Source organism: Streptomyces collinus Tu 365, assembly GCF_000444875.1.
In the GTDB taxonomy this organism is placed as follows: domain Bacteria; phylum Actinomycetota; class Actinomycetes; order Streptomycetales; family Streptomycetaceae; genus Streptomyces; species Streptomyces collinus_A.
Map to the genome: position 1 here is coordinate 7,497,366 of NC_021985.1, position 16,871 is coordinate 7,514,236.

General features: G+C 73.9%; 20 protein-coding genes. 10 read left to right on the forward strand and 10 right to left on the reverse strand.

The window, feature by feature from the left end:
• The first annotated feature begins 7 nt into the window (after positions 1–7).
• Together B446_RS32515 and B446_RS32520 are read left to right on the forward strand one after the other, a co-directional pair.
• Positions 8–355 carry a sodium:proton antiporter gene (locus B446_RS32515; protein WP_043479558.1) on the forward strand — a complete coding sequence of 116 codons (348 nt, stop codon included), beginning with the start codon at positions 8–10 and terminating at the stop codon, positions 353–355.
• Complete coding sequence (locus B446_RS32520; RefSeq protein WP_020943697.1) at positions 355–2,124, forward strand: complex I subunit 5 family protein; 1,770 nt, start codon at positions 355–357, stop codon at positions 2,122–2,124. Before B446_RS32515 ends, B446_RS32520 begins: the two co-directional genes overlap by 1 nt.
• A 14-nt stretch (positions 2,125–2,138) precedes the next feature.
• On the opposite strand, the gene B446_RS32525 is transcribed toward B446_RS32520, so the two are convergent.
• Complete coding sequence (locus B446_RS32525; RefSeq protein WP_078614854.1) at positions 2,139–2,801, reverse strand: DUF4230 domain-containing protein; 663 nt, start codon at positions 2,799–2,801, stop codon at positions 2,139–2,141.
• A 238-nt stretch (positions 2,802–3,039) separates the two neighbouring features.
• Here B446_RS32525 and B446_RS32530 point away from each other — a divergent pair, with 238 nt between their 5' ends.
• Both B446_RS32530 and B446_RS32535 read left to right on the forward strand, forming a co-directional pair.
• Positions 3,040–3,411: a helix-turn-helix domain-containing protein gene (locus tag B446_RS32530; RefSeq protein WP_020943699.1), complete on the forward strand. Its 372-nt coding sequence runs from the start codon at positions 3,040–3,042 to the stop codon at positions 3,409–3,411.
• Between the two features lie 136 nt (positions 3,412–3,547).
• Entirely contained in the window at positions 3,548–4,501 is a 954-nt protein-coding gene (locus tag B446_RS32535) for a ribose-phosphate diphosphokinase (RefSeq protein ID WP_020943700.1), read from the forward strand.
• Positions 4,502–4,537: 36 nt separating this feature from the next.
• Here B446_RS32535 and B446_RS32540 read toward each other — a convergent pair whose 3' ends face one another.
• On the reverse strand, positions 4,538–4,918 hold the full coding sequence (locus B446_RS32540) for an anti-sigma factor antagonist (RefSeq protein ID WP_234967597.1): 381 nt from the start codon (positions 4,916–4,918) through the stop codon (positions 4,538–4,540).
• A 225-nt stretch (positions 4,919–5,143) separates the two neighbouring features.
• On the opposite strand from B446_RS32540, the gene B446_RS32545 reads away from it, so the two are divergent.
• Positions 5,144–5,992, forward strand: a complete 849-nt coding sequence (locus tag B446_RS32545; RefSeq protein WP_043476897.1) for a hypothetical protein — start codon at positions 5,144–5,146, stop codon at positions 5,990–5,992.
• 4 nt (positions 5,993–5,996) lie between these two features.
• Here the strand turns inward: B446_RS32545 and B446_RS32550 are convergent, their stop codons facing one another.
• The 4 genes from B446_RS32550 to B446_RS32565 form a co-directional block, all read right to left on the reverse strand.
• A complete protein-coding gene (locus tag B446_RS32550) occupies positions 5,997–6,560 on the reverse strand; it encodes a TetR/AcrR family transcriptional regulator (protein WP_020943703.1) in 564 nt (187 codons plus the stop codon).
• Entirely contained in the window at positions 6,557–6,922 is a 366-nt protein-coding gene (locus tag B446_RS32555) for a DUF1304 domain-containing protein (RefSeq protein WP_020943704.1), read from the reverse strand. The genes B446_RS32550 and B446_RS32555 overlap by 4 nt, the downstream gene beginning before the upstream one ends.
• 106 nt (positions 6,923–7,028) lie before the next feature.
• Positions 7,029–8,660, reverse strand: coding sequence for an amidohydrolase (locus tag B446_RS32560; RefSeq protein WP_020943705.1), 1,632 nt, complete (start codon positions 8,658–8,660; stop codon positions 7,029–7,031).
• A gap of 18 nt (positions 8,661–8,678) precedes the next feature.
• A complete protein-coding gene (locus tag B446_RS32565) occupies positions 8,679–10,181 on the reverse strand; it encodes an APC family permease (protein WP_020943706.1) in 1,503 nt (500 codons plus the stop codon).
• 157 nt (positions 10,182–10,338) lie between these two features.
• Here B446_RS32565 and B446_RS32570 point away from each other — a divergent pair, with 157 nt between their 5' ends.
• The 3 genes from B446_RS32570 to B446_RS32580 all read left to right on the forward strand — a co-directional run bounded on the left by B446_RS32570 (position 10,339) and on the right by B446_RS32580 (position 12,032).
• Positions 10,339–11,058, forward strand: a complete 720-nt coding sequence (locus B446_RS32570) for a TetR/AcrR family transcriptional regulator (RefSeq protein ID WP_020943707.1) — start codon at positions 10,339–10,341, stop codon at positions 11,056–11,058.
• 64 nt (positions 11,059–11,122) lie between these two features.
• Complete coding sequence (locus tag B446_RS32575; RefSeq protein ID WP_020943708.1) at positions 11,123–11,587, forward strand: pyridoxamine 5'-phosphate oxidase family protein; 465 nt, start codon at positions 11,123–11,125, stop codon at positions 11,585–11,587.
• A 52-nt stretch (positions 11,588–11,639) separates the two neighbouring features.
• On the forward strand, positions 11,640–12,032 hold the full coding sequence (locus B446_RS32580) for a VOC family protein (protein WP_020943709.1): 393 nt from the start codon (positions 11,640–11,642) through the stop codon (positions 12,030–12,032).
• A 19-nt stretch (positions 12,033–12,051) separates the two neighbouring features.
• Here B446_RS32580 and B446_RS32585 read toward each other — a convergent pair whose 3' ends face one another.
• Complete coding sequence (locus B446_RS32585; RefSeq protein ID WP_020943710.1) at positions 12,052–12,357, reverse strand: DUF4235 domain-containing protein; 306 nt, start codon at positions 12,355–12,357, stop codon at positions 12,052–12,054.
• Positions 12,358–12,385: 28 nt separating this feature from the next.
• Positions 12,386–13,402, reverse strand: coding sequence for a glutathione S-transferase family protein (locus B446_RS32590; protein WP_020943711.1), 1,017 nt, complete (start codon positions 13,400–13,402; stop codon positions 12,386–12,388).
• Positions 13,403–13,678: 276 nt separating this feature from the next.
• Between B446_RS32590 and B446_RS32595 the strand changes: the two genes are divergently transcribed.
• The gene (locus B446_RS32595; protein ID WP_234967658.1) at positions 13,679–14,605 is read left to right on the forward strand and encodes a cation diffusion facilitator family transporter; all 927 of its coding nucleotides are present in this window, start codon (positions 13,679–13,681) and stop codon (positions 14,603–14,605) included.
• A gap of 127 nt (positions 14,606–14,732) precedes the next feature.
• Here the strand turns inward: B446_RS32595 and B446_RS32600 are convergent, their stop codons facing one another.
• Entirely contained in the window at positions 14,733–15,182 is a 450-nt protein-coding gene (locus B446_RS32600; RefSeq protein WP_020943713.1) for a nitroreductase family deazaflavin-dependent oxidoreductase, read from the reverse strand.
• A 211-nt stretch (positions 15,183–15,393) separates the two neighbouring features.
• On the opposite strand from B446_RS32600, the gene B446_RS32605 reads away from it, so the two are divergent.
• Entirely contained in the window at positions 15,394–15,852 is a 459-nt protein-coding gene (locus B446_RS32605) for a nuclear transport factor 2 family protein (RefSeq protein WP_020943714.1), read from the forward strand.
• Positions 15,853–16,109: 257 nt separating this feature from the next.
• Here the strand turns inward: B446_RS32605 and B446_RS32610 are convergent, their stop codons facing one another.
• On the reverse strand, positions 16,110–16,742 hold the full coding sequence (locus tag B446_RS32610; protein WP_020943715.1) for a LysE family transporter: 633 nt from the start codon (positions 16,740–16,742) through the stop codon (positions 16,110–16,112).
• Positions 16,743–16,871: the final 129 nt, after the last annotated feature.

The following is a 16,871-nucleotide window of genomic DNA, read 5'->3' on the forward strand; positions in this document are numbered from 1 at the left end:
GGCCGTGATGCACGTCCTGCCCTACCTGGTCGCCGCCTACGTCTTCCTGACGGGCTGCTACGGCCTCGCCACCAGCCGGAACCTGATCCACGCCGTCGGCTGCCTGGCCGTGTGCCAGTGCGCCACGTACATCCTGCTGCTGGCGGTCGGCTACCGCGACGGCGGCACCGCACCGGTCTTCTCCGACATCAAGCCCGGCTCCCGGCCGGTCGTGGACCCGGTCGTGCAGGCCCTCACCCTCACCGACATCGTCGTCGGCGCCACCGTCACCGCGCTGCTGCTCGCCCTCGTCCTGCAGATCGCCAGACTGCACGGCACGATCGACCCCGACGAACTGAAAGAGCTGCGCGGCTGATGCACCACCTGCTCCCGCTGCTGGTCGCCGTCCCGCTGCTCGGCGCCACCCTGCTGGTGGCCACGGGCCGGCTGCTGCCCCGGCCCGCCGCCGAGATCACCGGCCTGGTGGTCTCGGGCGGCACCGCCGCCCTCGCCGTGCTGCTGCTCCTGCACTCCTCCCCGCCGCTGGTGGAATGGGTCGGCGGCTGGTGGCCGGTCGACGGCGAGAGCGTCGGCATCGTGGTGGTCGGGGACGGCCCGGCGCTGGGCATGGCCACGCTCGCCTCGCTGCTCACCCTGGCGGCGCTCGCCTACTCCTGGCGCTACTTCGACGAGCCGCCGCGCGGCCACGCCGGCGCCTTCCCCGCCCTCATGCTGGTCTTCCAGGCCGCCATGTGCGGGTTCGCGATCGCGGGCGACCTGTTCAACGCGTTCGTGTTCTTCGAGCTGATGAGCGTTGTCGCCTACGCCCTGACCGGCTCCCGCATCGACGAACCCAAGGCCGTGCAGGGCGCCATGAGCTTCGGGGTGGTCAACTCCCTGGGCGCCTACGCGCTGCTGATGGGCCTCGGCCTGCTGTACGCCCGCACCGGCGAGCTGGCGCTGGCGAAGATCGGGCGGGGACTGGACGCCACGGCCGGCCCGGGCGGACCCGACGCCCTCGTCCTCGCGGCCTTCGTCCTGGTCCTGACGGGACTGCTGGTCAAGGCGGCCGCCGTGCCGTTCCACTTCTGGCTCCCCGACGCGCACGCCGTCGCGCCCACCCCGGTGTGCATGCTGCTGTCCGGCGTCATGGTCGAACTCGGCTCCTACGGCGTCTGGCGCGTGTACACCACCGTCTTCGCCGGACCCGGCGGCATCCCCGCCGCCGACCTGACCCGGGCCCTGGTGACGCTCGGCGTCCTCACCGCCGTGGTCGGCGCGCTCATGTGCTGGTACCAGCGGCACATCAAACGGCTGCTCGCCTACTCCACGATCGCCCACACCGGACTGTTCCTCATCGGCCTCGGGGTGCTGACCCCCGAGGGCGACGACGGGATCGCGCTGTACATCGTCGGGCACGCCTGCGTGAAGGCCGCCCTGTTCGCCTGCACCGGCGCCCTGCTGGACCGCTTCGGCAGCGTGGACGAGCACACCCTGCACGGCCGGGCCCGCGCGATGCGCGCGTTCGGGGTGATGTTCGCCATCGGCGGGCTGGCCCTCGCCGGACTGCCGCCCTTCGCCACGGCGCTCGGCAAGGGGATCGCCGAGGAGGCGGTCGGCGGCCCGCTCACCGTGGTCTTCGTCGTCGTGTCCGCCGTCACCGGGGGCGCCGTGCTGCGGGTCACCGCCCGGGTCTTCCTCGGCCTCGGACCGCGCCCGCAGGACGCCGCGTACGAGACCAGCGGCTCCGACGAGGAGCCGGAGACCGGCGGCCTGCTGAGCCGCATCCCCGACTCCATGACGGCCGTGCCCGCCGTGCTGCTCGGCGCCGCCTTCGCGGCCGGAGTCGCCCCCGGCTTCGGCGGGACGGTGGCCCGCTCGGTCAACGAGGCCGGCTCGGGCGGCGCCCACGCCGCCGCCGCGTGGACGGCGGCGGGCATCCTGCTGGGCCTGCTCTCCGCCCTGATCGCCCTGGGCCTGGCCGGGCTCGCCGTGACCCGCCCGAACTGGGTGAACAGGGTCCCCGGCTGGGCGGTGCCGCTGCGCCGCCTGCAGTCGGGCCACGTCGGCGACTACGTGGCCTGGGTGCTGTTCGGCGCCACCGCGCTGGGCGCGCTGGCCCTGCCGGGGGTGCTGGGCGGCTGACCGGCGGGCGCGGGTCAGGACCCGTAGGAGACGTGCACCTCCTGGAAACCGAGGGAGTGCAGCAGCCCCTGGAGCATCTCCGTGGTGTTGGTCTCGGCCCGGGTGGTCAGGCCGCTGTCCTTCGCGGCCCGGCCGATGTGCCGCACGGCGAGCTTCTGCACCGCCTGCTCGCTGTTGGGGTTGTCCGAGAACAGGTCGCCGAGCCGGTCGAGCAGCCCGCGCTGCTTGGACACGGCGTACGAGTGGTCGGGGTCGAGGGCCGGCCGCCCGAGCTGCGCGTGCGGCAGCCGGAGGGTGGCCGACGTGCGGTCGCCGTTGACCTTCACGTCCTTCTCGCCGATCCGGCCGAGATCGACGTAGGCGTCCACGGTGCCCGCCCCGACGTACAGGGTGCGGCTGCCGCGGATCGCGTCGGGCAGGAACTTGGCGTCCTTCTCCAGGTCCACGACGACCTGGAAGTTGCCGGACGCGGCGTCGTAACGGCTCATGTCCTGGATGGACTTGAGCAGCGTGGGGCCGGAACGGTCGTGCGACTCGGTGCCGAACAGCTCCTTCACGCTCGGTACCACGGCCAGGGCGAAGCCCGCGAACAGCACCACGAGCACCAACACGACCGCGGTCACCACCTTGGCCCAGGCGGGCATGCGCCGGGATGGGCTCCTGACGGGAGTCGTCATGGGGACGGCCCTCCTTCCTGCACAAGCGGATGCCCGCCGAATGCCCTGCCAGACCGGGAAGTTGGCCGAGTGGCACCGATGACGCGGGCGCACGGCCGAACGGCACCGGTGCCGCGGGCGCACGGGCGGGCCCCCGGCGCCTTCGGCGCGATGCGGCCCGACCCGGCGCGCGGCGTCAGCCCACCGGGCCGACCGGTCCGGTCAGGGGCAGGAGCGCCCGGCAGCGCACCGGACGCAGGTGCGCCGGGTCCAGTGCGTTGACGAGTCGGTCGCCCTGCTCGCGGAGGCCGTCTTCACGCACATCGACGAGATCGCGGCGGCCTCCGCGCAGGCCTGCGCGGGCGCCCAGGCCGACGCCGCGGGCACCGCGGACCGCCGCAGGCACCGCCTGCTGATCATCCTGGTCACCGGCGGCCTCGACGCCGACACCCTGCGCCGCACCGCCGCGGAGGCCGACTGGCTGGGTATCCACCCGCAGACCGCGCGCCGGCGCCTGCACCAGGTCCACCGCCTGTTCGGCGCTCTGCCGGCCGATCCCGACGCCCGGTTCGAGGCCGAGGCAGCCCTGCGAGCCGCCGCCGGCCGCGAGGTGGACCGGCCCCCCGGCTGACCGCGGCCGGGCGCGGACGAACGCGGCGCGATCAGGCCAGTCCCGGCCCGGCTCGCGCCGCACAACTGCTGGTGGGAGCGGTGCCACCACTAACATGACCGGCGCCGGCCCGGACTGATCATGCGAGGAGCGGATCGTGCGAGACATCGCCGTCTTCAGTGGCAGTGCTCATCCCGACCTGGCCCACGAGGTGTGCGCACACCTCGGCGTGCCGCTCAGCCCGACCCGGGTCAGCCGGTTCGCCAACGACTGCCTGGAGGTCCAGCTCCAGGACAACTGCCGGGAACGGGACGTCTTCCTGATCCAGCCGCTGGTCAGACCGGTGCAGGAGCACCTGGTCGAGCTGCTGCTGATGTGCGACGCGGCCCGCGGCGCCTCCGCCGGCCGGATCACCGTCGTGATGCCGCACTACTCCTACGCCCGGTCCGACAAGAAGGACGCGCCGCGCATCTCGCTCGGCGGACGGCTGGTCGCCGACCTGATGGTGGCGGCGGGCGCGAGCCGGGTCCTCGCCATGACCCTGCACGCGCCGCAGGTGCACGGCTTCTTCTCGGTGCCGGTCGACCATCTGCACGCCCTGCACGAACTGGCCGCGCACTTCCGGCAGTACGACCTGACGCGCACCACGGTCGTCTCCCCGGACCTCGGCAACGCCAAGGAGGCGGCCGCCTTCGCCCGGCTGATCGGCGCGCAGGTCGCGGCCGGCGCCAAACAGCGGTTCGCGGACGACCGGGTGAGCATCAGCGCGGTCATCGGCGACGTCGCAGGCCGGGACGTGATCGTGCTGGACGACGAGATCGCCAAGGGCAGCACCGTGCTCGAACTCCTGGAGCGGCTGCGGGAGTCGGGACCGCGCTCGATCCGGGTGGCGTGCACGCACGGGCTGTTCGCGGGCGGAGCCCTCAAACGGCTGGGCGAGCAGCCCGACGTGCTGGAGATCGTGTGCACCAACACGGTGCCGGTGCCGGAGGACGAGCACACCGACAAGCTGCGTGTGCTGTCCATCGCCCCGGCGCTGGCCGAGGCGGTGCGGCGGATCCACAACGGCGAGTCCGTCAGCGCCCTGTTCGAGGAACCGCGCGGCGCCTGACGCCGGCATCCGCCCGCAACGGCGGACGGCGAGTCCTCACGCCGAGCCGGACGCGGCCTCCGACCGGGCGAGCGCCGCCTCCACGGTCGGCTGCGGCGGCAGCAGCCGGGACAGACCGGTGACCCGGAAGACGCGCAGGGTCAGCGGGTGGGTGCACACCAGGTGCAGCCGCCCGCCCCGCTCCAGCACCCGGCCGCGGGCCCGGTACAGCAGGCGCAGCCCCGAGCAGTCGAAGAACTCGACGGACCGCAGGTCGATCACGACGCGTGCGCCGGGTTGCCCGGTGGCCCGGTCGAGCGCGGGCACGATCTCCGTCGCCGCGGCGATGTCGATCTCACCGCGCAGCTCCAGCACCGTGTGCCCGCGGTCCTCGCGGACGCGCAGGTGCCGGGTGGGCGGCGGGGGCTCCTGCTGCACGACGGCACCACCTCCCACGCCCGCCCGGAAACCGTTCTCGACCGTCAAGTTACCCTCGACAGAAGGAATTTGAGCATGTTCGATTGACATATGTCTTCGAGTTTCGTGCCGCGTGTCGCTCTGTGACACGGAAGACAGCAGCCGGAAGCCGGGCGAACACCTGAACGTTCCGGACCCCTCCCGCGTCGCAGGAGCGCAACCGCAGTCGGGGAACAGGGGTGGGACATGCGCAGAGGACTCGTGGCCGTGGCCATGGCGGTGCCGGTGGCTCTGGCCGCGGTGGGGTGCGACGGCGGCGGAGCCTCTCCGGTGGTCGAGGGCACGCCGCCCGCGATCCCCTACCGCGGCCCCCTGCACGTCGCCACCCGCCCCGAGGACGACAGCGGCCCGCGTGCGCTGCGGCCGGCTTCCGGTGCCGCCGGGCGGGCGCTGGAGTGCGACGGGCAGATCTTCGAGGGCGGCGGTCCCGACGGCTGGAGCCGGTCGGACGGCGGTGACACACCGGAGGACGGACTGCGCCTCTACTTCGACATGGTCGAGCCCGGCCAGCCCGACCACGGCTACCGGGCCGAGCGCGAGGAGAGCGACCGGGTGCTGTACTCCTTCGACGTCGGGGGCCGCACCAAGGTGGCCGTCGTGGTGGCCAAGGACCAGAAGGGCCGGCCGGGCTGGGGCCCCGAGACGAACGCGGCCTGCGATCCCGCCGAGCTGCCCGCCCGGTGGGCGGACGCCCTGGGCTACGAGGTCTGGACGGACCGCGCGGGGGAGCGGGTGCCGGTGCGGCGGCTCAGCGGTTCCCCCGGCTCCGGGCACTGCGACTGGCAGTCGGCCCACTTCCTCACCCTCGGCGACCGCACGTACGTCCGCGACCCGGAGGGCGTCCTCGGCCGGGACGGCCTGCTCGACGCGCCCTACCGGCGGCGCGTGCGCATGCCCGCGGACGCCCGGGACACCGGCTACCATCGCGGCGGCCGGCACCTGTGGCTGACCGCCGACCGGGACACCGCCTACGTCCGCACCCCCGCCGGTGTGGAGGCGTGGCCGCGGGCCGACCGGGCGATCGCCTGCAAGTGACCGGTCACCGGCTGCGGTGCAGCGCGACCAGCAACTGCCAGACCTGGTCCGCCACTTCCTCCGGACCGGCCCGCAACAGGCCGTGCAGCCAGTCCGCGAGCACCCCCGCGAAGGTCGCCGCCACCGCCGAGGCGACCAGCGGGGCGTCCGCCGCGCCGGCCAGTTCGCGCTCGGCGAGGCTGCGGGCCCGCAGGTCCCGGTGCAGCACCCGGCCGAGCGGCCCGCCGCCGCCCGGCGCGAGCAGCGACCGGTACAGGGCCGCGTGCGGCGCGAGGCCGGTGAAGAACTCCCGCAGCGCGGGCGGAGCCACGACCGGGTCGGGCCGCCCGCGCCAGGCGTGCAGCGCGTCCACCGCCTGCCGCACGACGTCCGCGCAGGCGTCGACCGCCAGCGCCTCCAGGCCGTCGTAGTGCACGTAGAAGGTGGCCCGGCCGACCCCGGCCCGGCGCACCAGCGCGGCCACCCCGACCTCCGCCAGCGGGCGCAGCGCGCACTCGTCGAGCAGGGCGGCCCGCAGCCGGGCGCGGGTCCGCGCGGCACGCGGGTCCGCCGGCTCGGTCCTGCTCATCGTGCCGCGAGGACGGCGGCCAGGGCGAGCGCGCCGGGCAGCGCCTGGGCGAACAGGATGCGGCGGTTGGCGGTGGCGGCACCGAACACGCCCGCCACCACGACGCACGCCAGGAAGAACACCCGGACCCGGAACCCGGTCGGATCGGCCGCGACCAGCCCCCACACCAGACCGGCGGCCAGAAAGCCGTTGTAGAGGCCCTGGTTGGCGGCCAGCGGCGCGGTCAGCCGGGCCGTCTCCCGGTCGAACCCGTGCAGCCCGCGCCCCGGCGCCTTCTGCCAGAGGAACATCTCCAGCACCAGGATGTACGCGTGCAGCGCGGCCACCAGACCCACCAGCACGCTCGCCACGGTCCCCGTCACAGTACCCTCCCCGTTCTCCCGCTTCCTGCCCTTCCTGGACAGGTGTCCATCATAGCTGGACACCTGTCCAGGAAGTCGTCCAGGGGTGGGGAGGTCGGTGGGAAGGTCAGGCGTCGGCCGCCGCGTGCACCCGCTCGCCCCCCACGTAGGTGAGCGCCACCCGCGTCCCGGCGATCTCCTCCGGGGGCCCGGCGAACGGGTCGCGGTCCAGCACCACCAGGTCGGCGAGCGCCCCGACGGCCACCCGGCCGCCGTCGTCCAGGTGGTTCACGTACGCCGACCCGGCCGTGTACGCCGTCAGCGCGTCCGCCAGGGACAGCCGCTCGTCCGGCAGGAACACCGGCGCGCCGCCGCCCGGTTCCACCCGGTTGACCGCCACATGGACGCCGTGCAGCGGGTCCGGGCTGCTCACCGGCCAGTCGCTGCCCGCCGCGAGCCGCGCCCCGGAGCGCAGCAGGGCCCCGAACGGGTACTGCCACGCGGCCCGTTCGGCACCGAGGAACGGGATCGTCAGCTCGTCCATCTGCGGCTCGTGCGCGGCCCACAGCGGCTGGATGTTGGCGGTGGCGCCGAGCCGGGCGAAGCGCGGCACGTCGTCCGGGTGCACCACCTGCAGATGCGCCAGGTGCGGGCGGGTGTCGCTCGGACCGTTGGCGGTCCGGGCCGCCTCGACGGCGTCCAGCGCGTCCCGCACCGCCCGGTCGCCCAGGGCGTGGAAGTGGCACTGGAAGCCGAGCGCGTCCAGTTCCGTCACGTACGTCGGCAGCCGCTCCGGGTGGATGAAGCTCTTGCCGCGGTTGGCGGTGGCGCAGCCGCAGCGGTCCAGATAGGGGTCGAGCAGCGCGGCGGTGTGGTTCTCGGCGACCCCGTCCAGCATCAGTTTGACCGTGCCCGCGCGGAACCGGCCGTGACTGAACTCGGCCCGCTTCGCGACCAGTTCGGGAATCTGCTCGGCCCCGCGGTCCCGGTCCCACCACAGGGCGCCGGTCACCCGCGCGGTGAGCGAACCGTCCCGGGCCGCCGTCAGGTACGCGCCGGCCGGGTCGTCCATGCCGAGGAAGTCGCCGACCAGCGCGTCCTGCCAGGCGGTGATGCCGAGCGCGTGCAGGTGCCGCTGGGCGTGCAGCAGCGCGGCCAGCCGGTCCGCCGCCGTGGCCGCCGGGGCCAGCTCGCCGACCAGCCGCATCGCGCCCTCCTGGAGGGTGCCGCTCGGCGCGCCCGAGGCGTCCCGCTCGATCCGCCCGTCGGCCGGGTCGGGCGTATTCCGGTCGATGCCGGCCAGTTCCAGCGCCCGGCTGTTGACCCAGGCGCCGTGGTGGTCCCGGTTGGGCAGGTACACGGGGCGGTCGGGGACCACGGCGTCCAGCAGCGCCCGCGTCGGCACACCGCCCTCGAACGCCTCCATCGACCAGCCGCCGCCGAGGATCCACGCCCGGTCGGGGTGGGCCTCGGCGTAGGCGCGCACCGCGGCCACGGTCTCCTCGGCCGTGGTGAGCCCGGACAGGTCGCACTGGGTCAGTTCGAGCCCGGCCGGCACGGGGTGGACGTGCGCGTCCTGGAAGCCCGGCAGCAGCAGCCGTCCGGCCAGGTCGACCACCTCGGTGCGCGGTCCGGCGAGCTCCCGCAGTTCGTCGTGCCCGACGGCGGTGACGCGGTCCCCGGTCACGGCCACCGCGGTCGCCGTGCGGCCCTCGGGCGTGAGGACGGGGCCGCCGGTGAAGAGCAGATCAGCGTGCATGATGCCTTTCCTGAAGGGTCAGTTGGAGGTGGTCAGGAGCTGCCGGGAGTCGGCGTCGGTGCCGGCGCCGGTGCGGAAGTACGGCGATCTGCGCACGTACTTGGCCCACGCGGCGACGGCGAACCCGGACGCGATCATGACCACCGGCATGAGCAGCAGGAACCAGCCGTTGTCCGCGCTCACCTCGAAGTGGTCGGCGGACGAGTAGAAGGACCAGCCGAGGTAGCCGCCGAGGACGAGCAGGGCGACGGCGCTCAGCGTGGGCAGGACCACCGCCCGCACCCCCTGGCGCCAGTCCTCGCGCAGCAGGGAGCGGAACCGCACGGCGGCGGCCAGCGCGGTCAGCGCGTACGACAGCGAGACGACGATGCCCACCGCGTTCACCGTCGCCATGATCATGTCGGCCAGCCGGGGGATCACCAGGGCGAGCACCGCCACCGCCGTCGCCAGCCCCCCGACCAGCAGCGTCCCGGCCGCCGGCGTTCCGTAGCGTGCACTGACCCTCGACCACACCGGCCCGAGCGTACGGTCCCGGCTCATGGCGAACATGCCGCGTGCCGTCGGGATGACCCCGGCCTGCAGCGAGGCCACCGCGGAGAACATCAGCGCCACCAGGGGCAGGGCGGCCAGCGGCTGGGCGGCCAGCCGGTCGCCGAAGTAGGCCAGCCCCTCGGCCCCGTGCCCGGCCAGCTCGCCCTCGGACAGCACCCGCTGGAAGGCGATCGAGCCGAGCAGGAACAGCCCGAGCATGGTGACCAGGGTGATCATCCCGGCGCGGGAGGCGTCCCGCGGCTCGCGCACCTCCTCGTTGACGGTGAACGCGGCCTCGAAGCCCCAGTAGCAGAACACCGACAGCAGCAGCCCCTGCGCCAGCGCGGTCGCCGACGGGAGCGCGAACGGGTCGAACCACGACAGGCGGAACGGGTGCGGGCCGGTGACGATGCCGTATCCGCAGAAGCCGAGCAGCACGGCGTACTCGAAGACCAGCAGCCACGTCTGCAGCCGGGCCGCCGTGCGCACGCCGGTCACGGCGGTGAGGGTGACCAGGACCAGCACGGCGATGCCCACGGCCGTGGTCTGCGCGGTCGAGCCCGGGTCCAGGACGAGCGAGCCGATCCGGTGCAGGCCCGCGTCCCCGGCCAGCTGCAGCATCGCCGATCCGGTGACCGCCGTGGTGTACGCGAGGAAGGCGAGGCTCGCCACGAAGTTGACCCAGCCCACCGTGAAGCCGAGCCAGGGGCTGAGCGAGCGGCCCACCCACACATAGCCGTTGCCCGCGTTCGGCTCCACCCGGTTCAGCCGGGAGTAGGCCCCGGCGATGCCGAGGACCGGCAGGAAGGCCAGCAGCATGATGGCCGGCAGGTGCAGGCCGACCACCCCCGCCGTGACACCGAGACCGATGCCGATGCTGGTGGTCGCGGCCGTGCTGGACGCGGCGACGGCGACGCCGTCCAGCACGCTGAGGGACTTGCGCAGCTCGGGCCGCGCGGATGGATCCGCACCGATGGGGACGTTGCTCATGACCGGCTCTCCGCTCGCACCGGGGGGCCTGGTCGGCCCCGGTGACCGCAGATGAAACCGCCCGGCCGCTTCACAGGTCAACGGTGTTGTCGTAAGGTTCCGGCACACCCGGCGCCGGGAAATGCCCCGCCCCGACGCACTCCGAGGAGGGCCCACCATGACCGAACGCGTCGTGCCGGCCGGTGACCGCAGGCGCCGGCGGCCCACCAAACAGGGCGTGGTGCTCTCCGAGGAGCTGATCGTCGAGACCGCGCTCAGGCTGATCGAGGAGCACGGCGCCGACGCCCTCTCCGTCCGGCGGCTCGGCCGCGCCCTCGGCGCCGACCCCAGCTCCCTTTACCGGTACTTCCGCCACACCGACGACCTGATGCTCGCCATCGCCGACGAGCTGATCGGCCGCACCCTGCGGGAATGGCGGCCCACCGGCGACTGGTGCGCCGACCTGCGCGAACTCGGCCTGCGCATGCACGCGGGCGCCCTCGCCCACCCCCGGGCCGCGGTGCTCAGCGCCCACCGGGTCACCGGCCGGGAGCACGAGATCCAGGCCGTCGAGAACATCATCGGCACGCTGCGCGGAGCCGGGTTTCCGGACGCGGAGGCGGTGCGGATCTACCACGCCTTCGTCGACCAGGCCCTCGCCTTCGGCGCCCTGGACTCCGCCGGCACCGCCCTGCCCCGGTCCGCCCGGGACGCCGAGACCGAGGTGTGGCGGGCCACCTACGCCCACCTGCCCGCCGCCACCCATCCGCACATCGCGGCCACCGCCCGCCACCTCGTGGCCACCATGCGCCACAGCTCCTACCCGGCCGCCCTCGACCTGCTGCTGACCGCCGCCCGGACACGCCTCGACGCCTTCCGTGCGCGGACGGAAGGCTGACGGTCACACTGGACGCCGTCCGCACGTCATACGCGTGGAACCCGTCCCGAGGAGGCCGTACGTCATGACCCCGCCCCCCGCCCGCACCGCGGGTCAGCGCAAGAAGGACACCCTCCACCGGCTGGAGCACGAGGTGGACGCCTGGGTCGCCACCGCGGGCGCGGACGGCGGCGCGCCGCACCTGGTCCCGCTGTCGTTCGTCTGGGACGGCGCCACCCTGCTGATCGCCACCGCCGCCGAGAGCCCCACCGGCCGCAACCTGGTGGCCACCGGCCGGGCCCGGCTGGGCATCGGACCGACCCGCGACGTCGTCCTGATCGAGGGCACCGCACGGGCCGTCACCCCGGAGGACCTGCCCGAGGAGGACGCCGAGGTGTTCGCCGGCAAGACCGGCTTCGACCCGCGCCTGCTCACCACCCGCTACCTGTACTTCTACGTGCTCCCGCGGCGCGTCCAGGCGTGGCGCGAGGCGAACGAGCTGGAGGGAAGGGAGTTGATGCGCGACGGCGCGTGGCTGGTCGCCGACTGAATCCGGCGGACCGGGATATCCGCAGGGGAAAGACGAATCCCCGGGAGGAAGCATGTCCCTCGTGACCGCCGGCGTCGTGGTGCTCGACTGCGCCGAACCAGAGAAACTCGCCGAGTTCTACAAGGAGTTGCTGGACGGCCGGGTGACCGACGTGAGCGCCAACCTGGTGGAGATCAGGGGCGTCGACGGCTTCCGGATCGCCTTCCGGCGGGACGCCAACGCGACCCCGCCGAGCTGGCCCCGTCCGGAGAACTCCCTCCAGGCGCACCTGGATTTCCTGGTGGAGGACCTGGACGAGGCCGAGCGCAGGGTGGTCGGGCTCGGCGGCCGGCCGCTGGAGGCGCGCGACGCGCCGGGCCCGTACGAGGAGCGCGGCTACTCCGATCCGGCCGGCCACTCCTTCACCCTGCGCCTCGTCCGGCCCCTGGCGCCCAAGCAGGGCTGAGCGCCCCCGCTCCGCAGGCTCAGTCCCGGCCGCCCTTGTCGGTGGCCGGCCACACGCCCGTCGACCGCTCGATGGCCTTGGCGCCGGTGCGGTCGACGGCGCTGCGCACCACCGCGAAGATGGCGCCCTGGACCGCCGCCGCCAGCAGGATCTCGCCCCAGCCGCGGTCCGGGTCCAGCGCGTCGGGGGCGTCCTCCTCGTGCCGTATCGCCATCCACGCCTTGCGGAACGCCATCCCGGCCAGCGCACCGCCGGCCCAGCTGAGCACGAAGCCGACCGGCTGGTAGGCCAGCGGCAGTTTCCTCTTCTTGTTCTTGTTCGCCATGCTGAACTCCTTCCTCGTCAGGGGACTCTCATGCGGGGCGGCCGCGCGGTGTCACCTTTTCGCCCTCGGGCACCGGACCGGGCGGCTTCCCGTCCCCGAACGGCCGGCCGCCGAGCTCCTCCCGGTGGTGCGGGGAGGTCCAGCCGGCCAGATCGGGGCCGAGGGGCACGACGCCGGTGGGGTTGATGCCCGAGTGCACCTGGTAGTAGTGCCGCTTGATGTGGTCGAAGTCGACCGTGTCGCCGAAGCCCGGTGTCTGGAACAGATCCCTGGCGTACGCCCACAGCACCGGGTTCTCGGCCAGCTTCCAGCGGTTGCACTTGAAGTGGCCGTGGTAGACGGGGTCGAACCTGACCAGCGTGGTGAACAGCCGGATGTCCGCCTCCGTGATCGTGTCGCCGACCAGGTAGCGCTGCCCGGCCAGCCGTTCGGCGAGCGCGTCCAGCCGCCGGAAGACGGCCGTGCACGCCCGCTCGTACTCCGCCTGGTGGGTGGCGAACCCGGCCCGGTACACCCCGTTGTTCAGGTCCTCGTAGACCTCCGCCATCACCGCGTCGATCTCGTCGCGCCGGTCCCGCGGGTAGAGGTCGGGCGCGCCCTCGCGGTGCAGCGCCGTCCACTCGGTGGCGAGGTCGAGGGTGAGCTGCTGGTAGTCGTTGGTGACCAGCCGCCCGGTGGGCACGTCCACGACGGCGGGCACGCTCACCCCGCCCGGGTAGTCCGTCTCCCGCTTGTCGTAGGCCTCGGCGAGGAACCGGATGCCGAGCACCGGGTCGCGGCCGTCCGGGTCCAGCGTGAAACGCCAACTGCGGTCGTCCTGGATCGGGTCGGCCACCGCCATCGGCAGCGCCTCCTCCAGGCCGAGCAGCCGGCGCGACACCACCGCCCGGCTCGCCCACGGACAGGCACGGGAGACCACCAGACGGTACCGCCCGGCCGCCACGGGCCAGCCGTCCCGGCCGTCGGCGGTGATCCGGTCGGCGAAGTGGCTCCTCGACCGGCTGAACGTCTTGTGGCCGTACGCCCTGTTGCCGTCCTCGCCCATGTCTCCTCCTCACCCGGCGGGGCACTCCCCGGAGACGCGTTCCCCGTTTTCGGCGGTCGGCACGGTGTGATCCGCCGGGGCCGGGGCAGTCGGCCGGGTGTGAGCGGGACACCTTCGGAACGGAACACGGCCGCACGGACGGCCGACGACAGGACCTCCGCGCGGAGCACGGACGAGCGCGCGGCACCAGCGGACCCCAGCACGGGGAAGGACTCCGGTAGGGACGCCTCGTCCCCGCCCCGGGGCGGGGAGGCGAAAGGCGACCGGCACACGAAGATCACCGTGCTGGTGGCCCTGGGCGCCAATCTGGTGATCGCCGTCGCCAAGGCGGTCGGCGGGGTGCTCGCCGGCTCGCCCGCGCTGCTGTCGGAGGCGGCGCACTCGGTCGCCGACAGCCTCAACGAGGTCTTCCTGCTGGCCGCGCTGCACCGCAGCAACCGGCCGGCCGACCGCCGGCACCCCTTCGGCTACGGCAAGGAGCGGTTCTTCTGGTCCCTGCTCGCGGCCGTCGGGATTTTCGTCATGGGCGGCTGCTTCTCCTTCTTCCAGGGCGTCGAGGCGCTGCGCAACGGCGCCGAGGAGAAGTTCAGCGGCTATGTGGCGGGCCTGATCGTGCTGGGGGTGGCGCTGCTGGCCGAGGGACTGTCCCTGGCCCGTGCGCTGCACCAGGTGCACCGGCAGGGCGGCGCCAAGAACGGTCTGCGTGACCCGGCGCTGCGCACGGTGGTCGCCGAGGACGGCACGGCGGTGATCGGCGTGATCCTCGCCATCATCGGCATGGCCCTGCACATGGTGACCGGTCAGGTCGTGTGGGAGGCCTCCGCCTCGCTGGCGATCGGCGTACTGCTGGTGTACGTCGCCTACCGGCTCGGCCGTGACGCCCGCGACCAGCTCATCGGCGAGGCCGCCGAGCCGGAACTGAGCGGGCGGATCCGGTCCCTGCTGGAGGCCCAGCCGGAAATCGACAGCGTGGAGGCGCTGTTCACGATGAAGATGGGCCTCGACTCCATGCTGGTGGCCGCCCGCATCGACCTCGTGCCGGGCCTCGACAGCGAGCGGGTCGAGGAAATCTCGATGCGCATCAAGCGGTCCATCGCCCGTACCGTCCCCGCCGCCGACCAGATCTTCCTCGACGTGACCGACGGGCCGGCGGAGGAGGCACGACAGAGCCCCGCCGCGACGGGGGAGCGCGGCGGGGCCTGACGAGCGGGTGCCCGTACGGAATCGCGTTCATGCCGGGCGGGCACAGATATTTCTGAAAGGAGCCGTCGCCCGGCTCGAATCCGCTCCCGCGCCGGGCTTCGTGTCAGGTCCCGGACCGGGTCCCGTGTCAGTCCTCGTCGACGGGCTCCAGGACGAACAGCGGGATCACCCGGGAGGTCTTCGCCTGGTAGTCGGCGTACGGCGGGAACGCGGCCACGGCACGCTCCCACCACTCCGCCTTCTCCTCGCCGGTGACCTCACGGGCCCTCATGTCCCGCTTCCGGGCGCCGTCCTGGAGCTCCACCCGCGGGTCGGCCTTCACGTTGAAGTACCAGACCGGGTGCTTCGGGGCACCGCCGATCGAGGCGACCGCGGCGTACCTCCCCTCGTGCTCCACCCGCATCAGCGGCGTCTTGCGGATCTTCCCGCTGCGCGCGCCCCGGGTGGTCAGGACGATGACCGGCAGTCCGGTGTCCCGCAGCGTCGTGCCCTTCGTCCCGCCGGAGCTCTCGTACAGCTCCACCTGCTCGCGCACCCACTGCGTCGGGCTCGGCTCGTACTCGCCCTCAAGTGGCATGGATTACGTCTCCTTCGTCGGTCCAGCGACTGACCTGCCGCCCTCTGCAACACCTGTCGCCCGCCGAATCATCCGTACCGCGTGCGGGTTCGCCCGGGCGGGTGATCGCCGCGCGGGTCGGCGTGGAGCGCGGCGGCCCTCGGGCACAGTGGTTCCCGTGGTGATCACCACCCGTCCGACGCATCCGGCCGAGCAAGGGGGCAGGAACGCAGTGTTCCCCAGTCACACCCTCCCGACCCGTTCCGTCGTGGAGGAACTGCTCCGCAGGATCGGCGAGGGCGACCCCGAGCGGATCGGCGAGCTGTACGCCGAGCACGGCGAGTGGCGGCTGAGCTGGCCCGAGGACGAGCACGGCCGCCCCGACACCCCCTGGATCCGGCACCGCAGCACGCGTGCCGACGCCGTCGCCCACTACCGCGAGCTGGCCGCCCACCACGTCCCGGAGAAGGCGGACACCCGGGTCGAGCGCATCCTGGTCGACGGCGACGACGCGGTGGTGGTCGGCGTCATCCACCAGACGGCCGAACCGACCGGCCGCTCCTACACCGCCCGCTTCGCCCTCCACCTCACCGTCCGCGACGGCCAGGTCGTCCGTCACCACGTCTACGAGGACAGCCTCGCGGTCGCCCGCGCCTTCGCCCCGGCGGCGGGGGCACGACGCTCGCCCTGAGCGGGCGGGCCGGCCGGGACACGACGGCGGCCGTGCGCCCCGAGGGCCGCGCCGACGGAGACCGAGGTGCGCGGGGAGTGAGCCGGCGGTGGCCGAGTGCCCCGGGTGACGGGTAGCGGGGCGCCCGCGCGGCCCTACGGCCCGGAGGGCGGTCGGCGTCGCCGGCCATCGGGTGCCCCGAGACCTCGGAGGGCCGGGGCGCGGCGCTCGTCCTGCCCAGGAAGGGGCGGCCGTCCCCTGCCCAACCCCCGGAGGGCTCAGCCCGGGGTCATGGTCATCCGGGCCGCCAGCAGCAGGATCACGCCGCTGGACAGCAGGGTCGTCGTCAGGCGTCCGCGGCGGCCGGTGAGAACGCGGCCGAGGAGGGCGCCGCCGCCCGCCAGGAGGAGCTGCCAGCTCGCCGAGGCGGCGAAGGCCGCGAGGACGAACACGGCGCGCTCCGGTGGCCGTACCGCGTCCGCGGTACTGGTGCCGAGCACCAGCGCGGCGAAGTAGACCACCGTGACCGGGTTGAGCAGGGTGATCCCGAGAAGGCCGAGATAGGCCCGGGCAGCGCCCGGAACCGGCCGTTCGGGGCGGGTGGCGAGCCGGGCGGCCCGGTACTGGCGCAGGGCGGCCGCCGCGCCCCACACCGCGAGCACGCACAGGACCAGGGCGGAAGCCCAGCGCAGCGGACCCAGCACCGGCCGCAGCGCCGCGGCGAGGGCGGAGCCGCCGGCCGCGGCGAGCAGGGCGTAGACGCCGTCGGCCGTCGCGACGCCGAGGGCGGCGCAGGCGCCGGTGCGCAGCGAGGTACGGGCGGTGAGGGAGACCAGATAGGTCCCGACCGCGCCGACCGGCACGGCGATGCCGTAGCCGGCGAGCAGCCCCGCCAGGAGCGCGGCCGTCACCGGCGTGCGGCGTCGGGCCTCCAGGGACGGCCGGGCTGCTGCCGGACCGGCTCCGGAAGGACGGCGGTGGCGGTCGGCGGCAGAATGGAGTGCGTAGGAGACATGGCCAGATCCTGGGGCGGCCGCCAC

Coding starts and splice junctions, on each gene's coding strand:
- B446_RS32515 (WP_043479558.1), top strand. CDS start 8: ATGCACGTCCTGCCCTACCTGGTCGCCGCCTACGTCTTCCTGACGGGC.
- B446_RS32520 (WP_020943697.1), top strand. CDS start 355: ATGCACCACCTGCTCCCGCTGCTGGTCGCCGTCCCGCTGCTCGGCGCC.
- B446_RS32525 (WP_078614854.1), bottom strand. CDS start 2,801: ATGACGACTCCCGTCAGGAGCCCATCCCGGCGCATGCCCGCCTGGGCC.
- B446_RS32545 (WP_043476897.1), top strand. CDS start 5,144: ATGCGCAGAGGACTCGTGGCCGTGGCCATGGCGGTGCCGGTGGCTCTG.
- B446_RS32550 (WP_020943703.1), bottom strand. CDS start 6,560: ATGAGCAGGACCGAGCCGGCGGACCCGCGTGCCGCGCGGACCCGCGCC.
- B446_RS32560 (WP_020943705.1), bottom strand. CDS start 8,660: ATGCACGCTGATCTGCTCTTCACCGGCGGCCCCGTCCTCACGCCCGAG.
- B446_RS32565 (WP_020943706.1), bottom strand. CDS start 10,181: ATGAGCAACGTCCCCATCGGTGCGGATCCATCCGCGCGGCCCGAGCTG.
- B446_RS32570 (WP_020943707.1), top strand. CDS start 10,339: ATGACCGAACGCGTCGTGCCGGCCGGTGACCGCAGGCGCCGGCGGCCC.
- B446_RS32575 (WP_020943708.1), top strand. CDS start 11,123: ATGACCCCGCCCCCCGCCCGCACCGCGGGTCAGCGCAAGAAGGACACC.
- B446_RS32580 (WP_020943709.1), top strand. CDS start 11,640: ATGTCCCTCGTGACCGCCGGCGTCGTGGTGCTCGACTGCGCCGAACCA.
- B446_RS32585 (WP_020943710.1), bottom strand. CDS start 12,357: ATGGCGAACAAGAACAAGAAGAGGAAACTGCCGCTGGCCTACCAGCCG.
- B446_RS32590 (WP_020943711.1), bottom strand. CDS start 13,402: ATGGGCGAGGACGGCAACAGGGCGTACGGCCACAAGACGTTCAGCCGG.
- B446_RS32600 (WP_020943713.1), bottom strand. CDS start 15,182: ATGCCACTTGAGGGCGAGTACGAGCCGAGCCCGACGCAGTGGGTGCGC.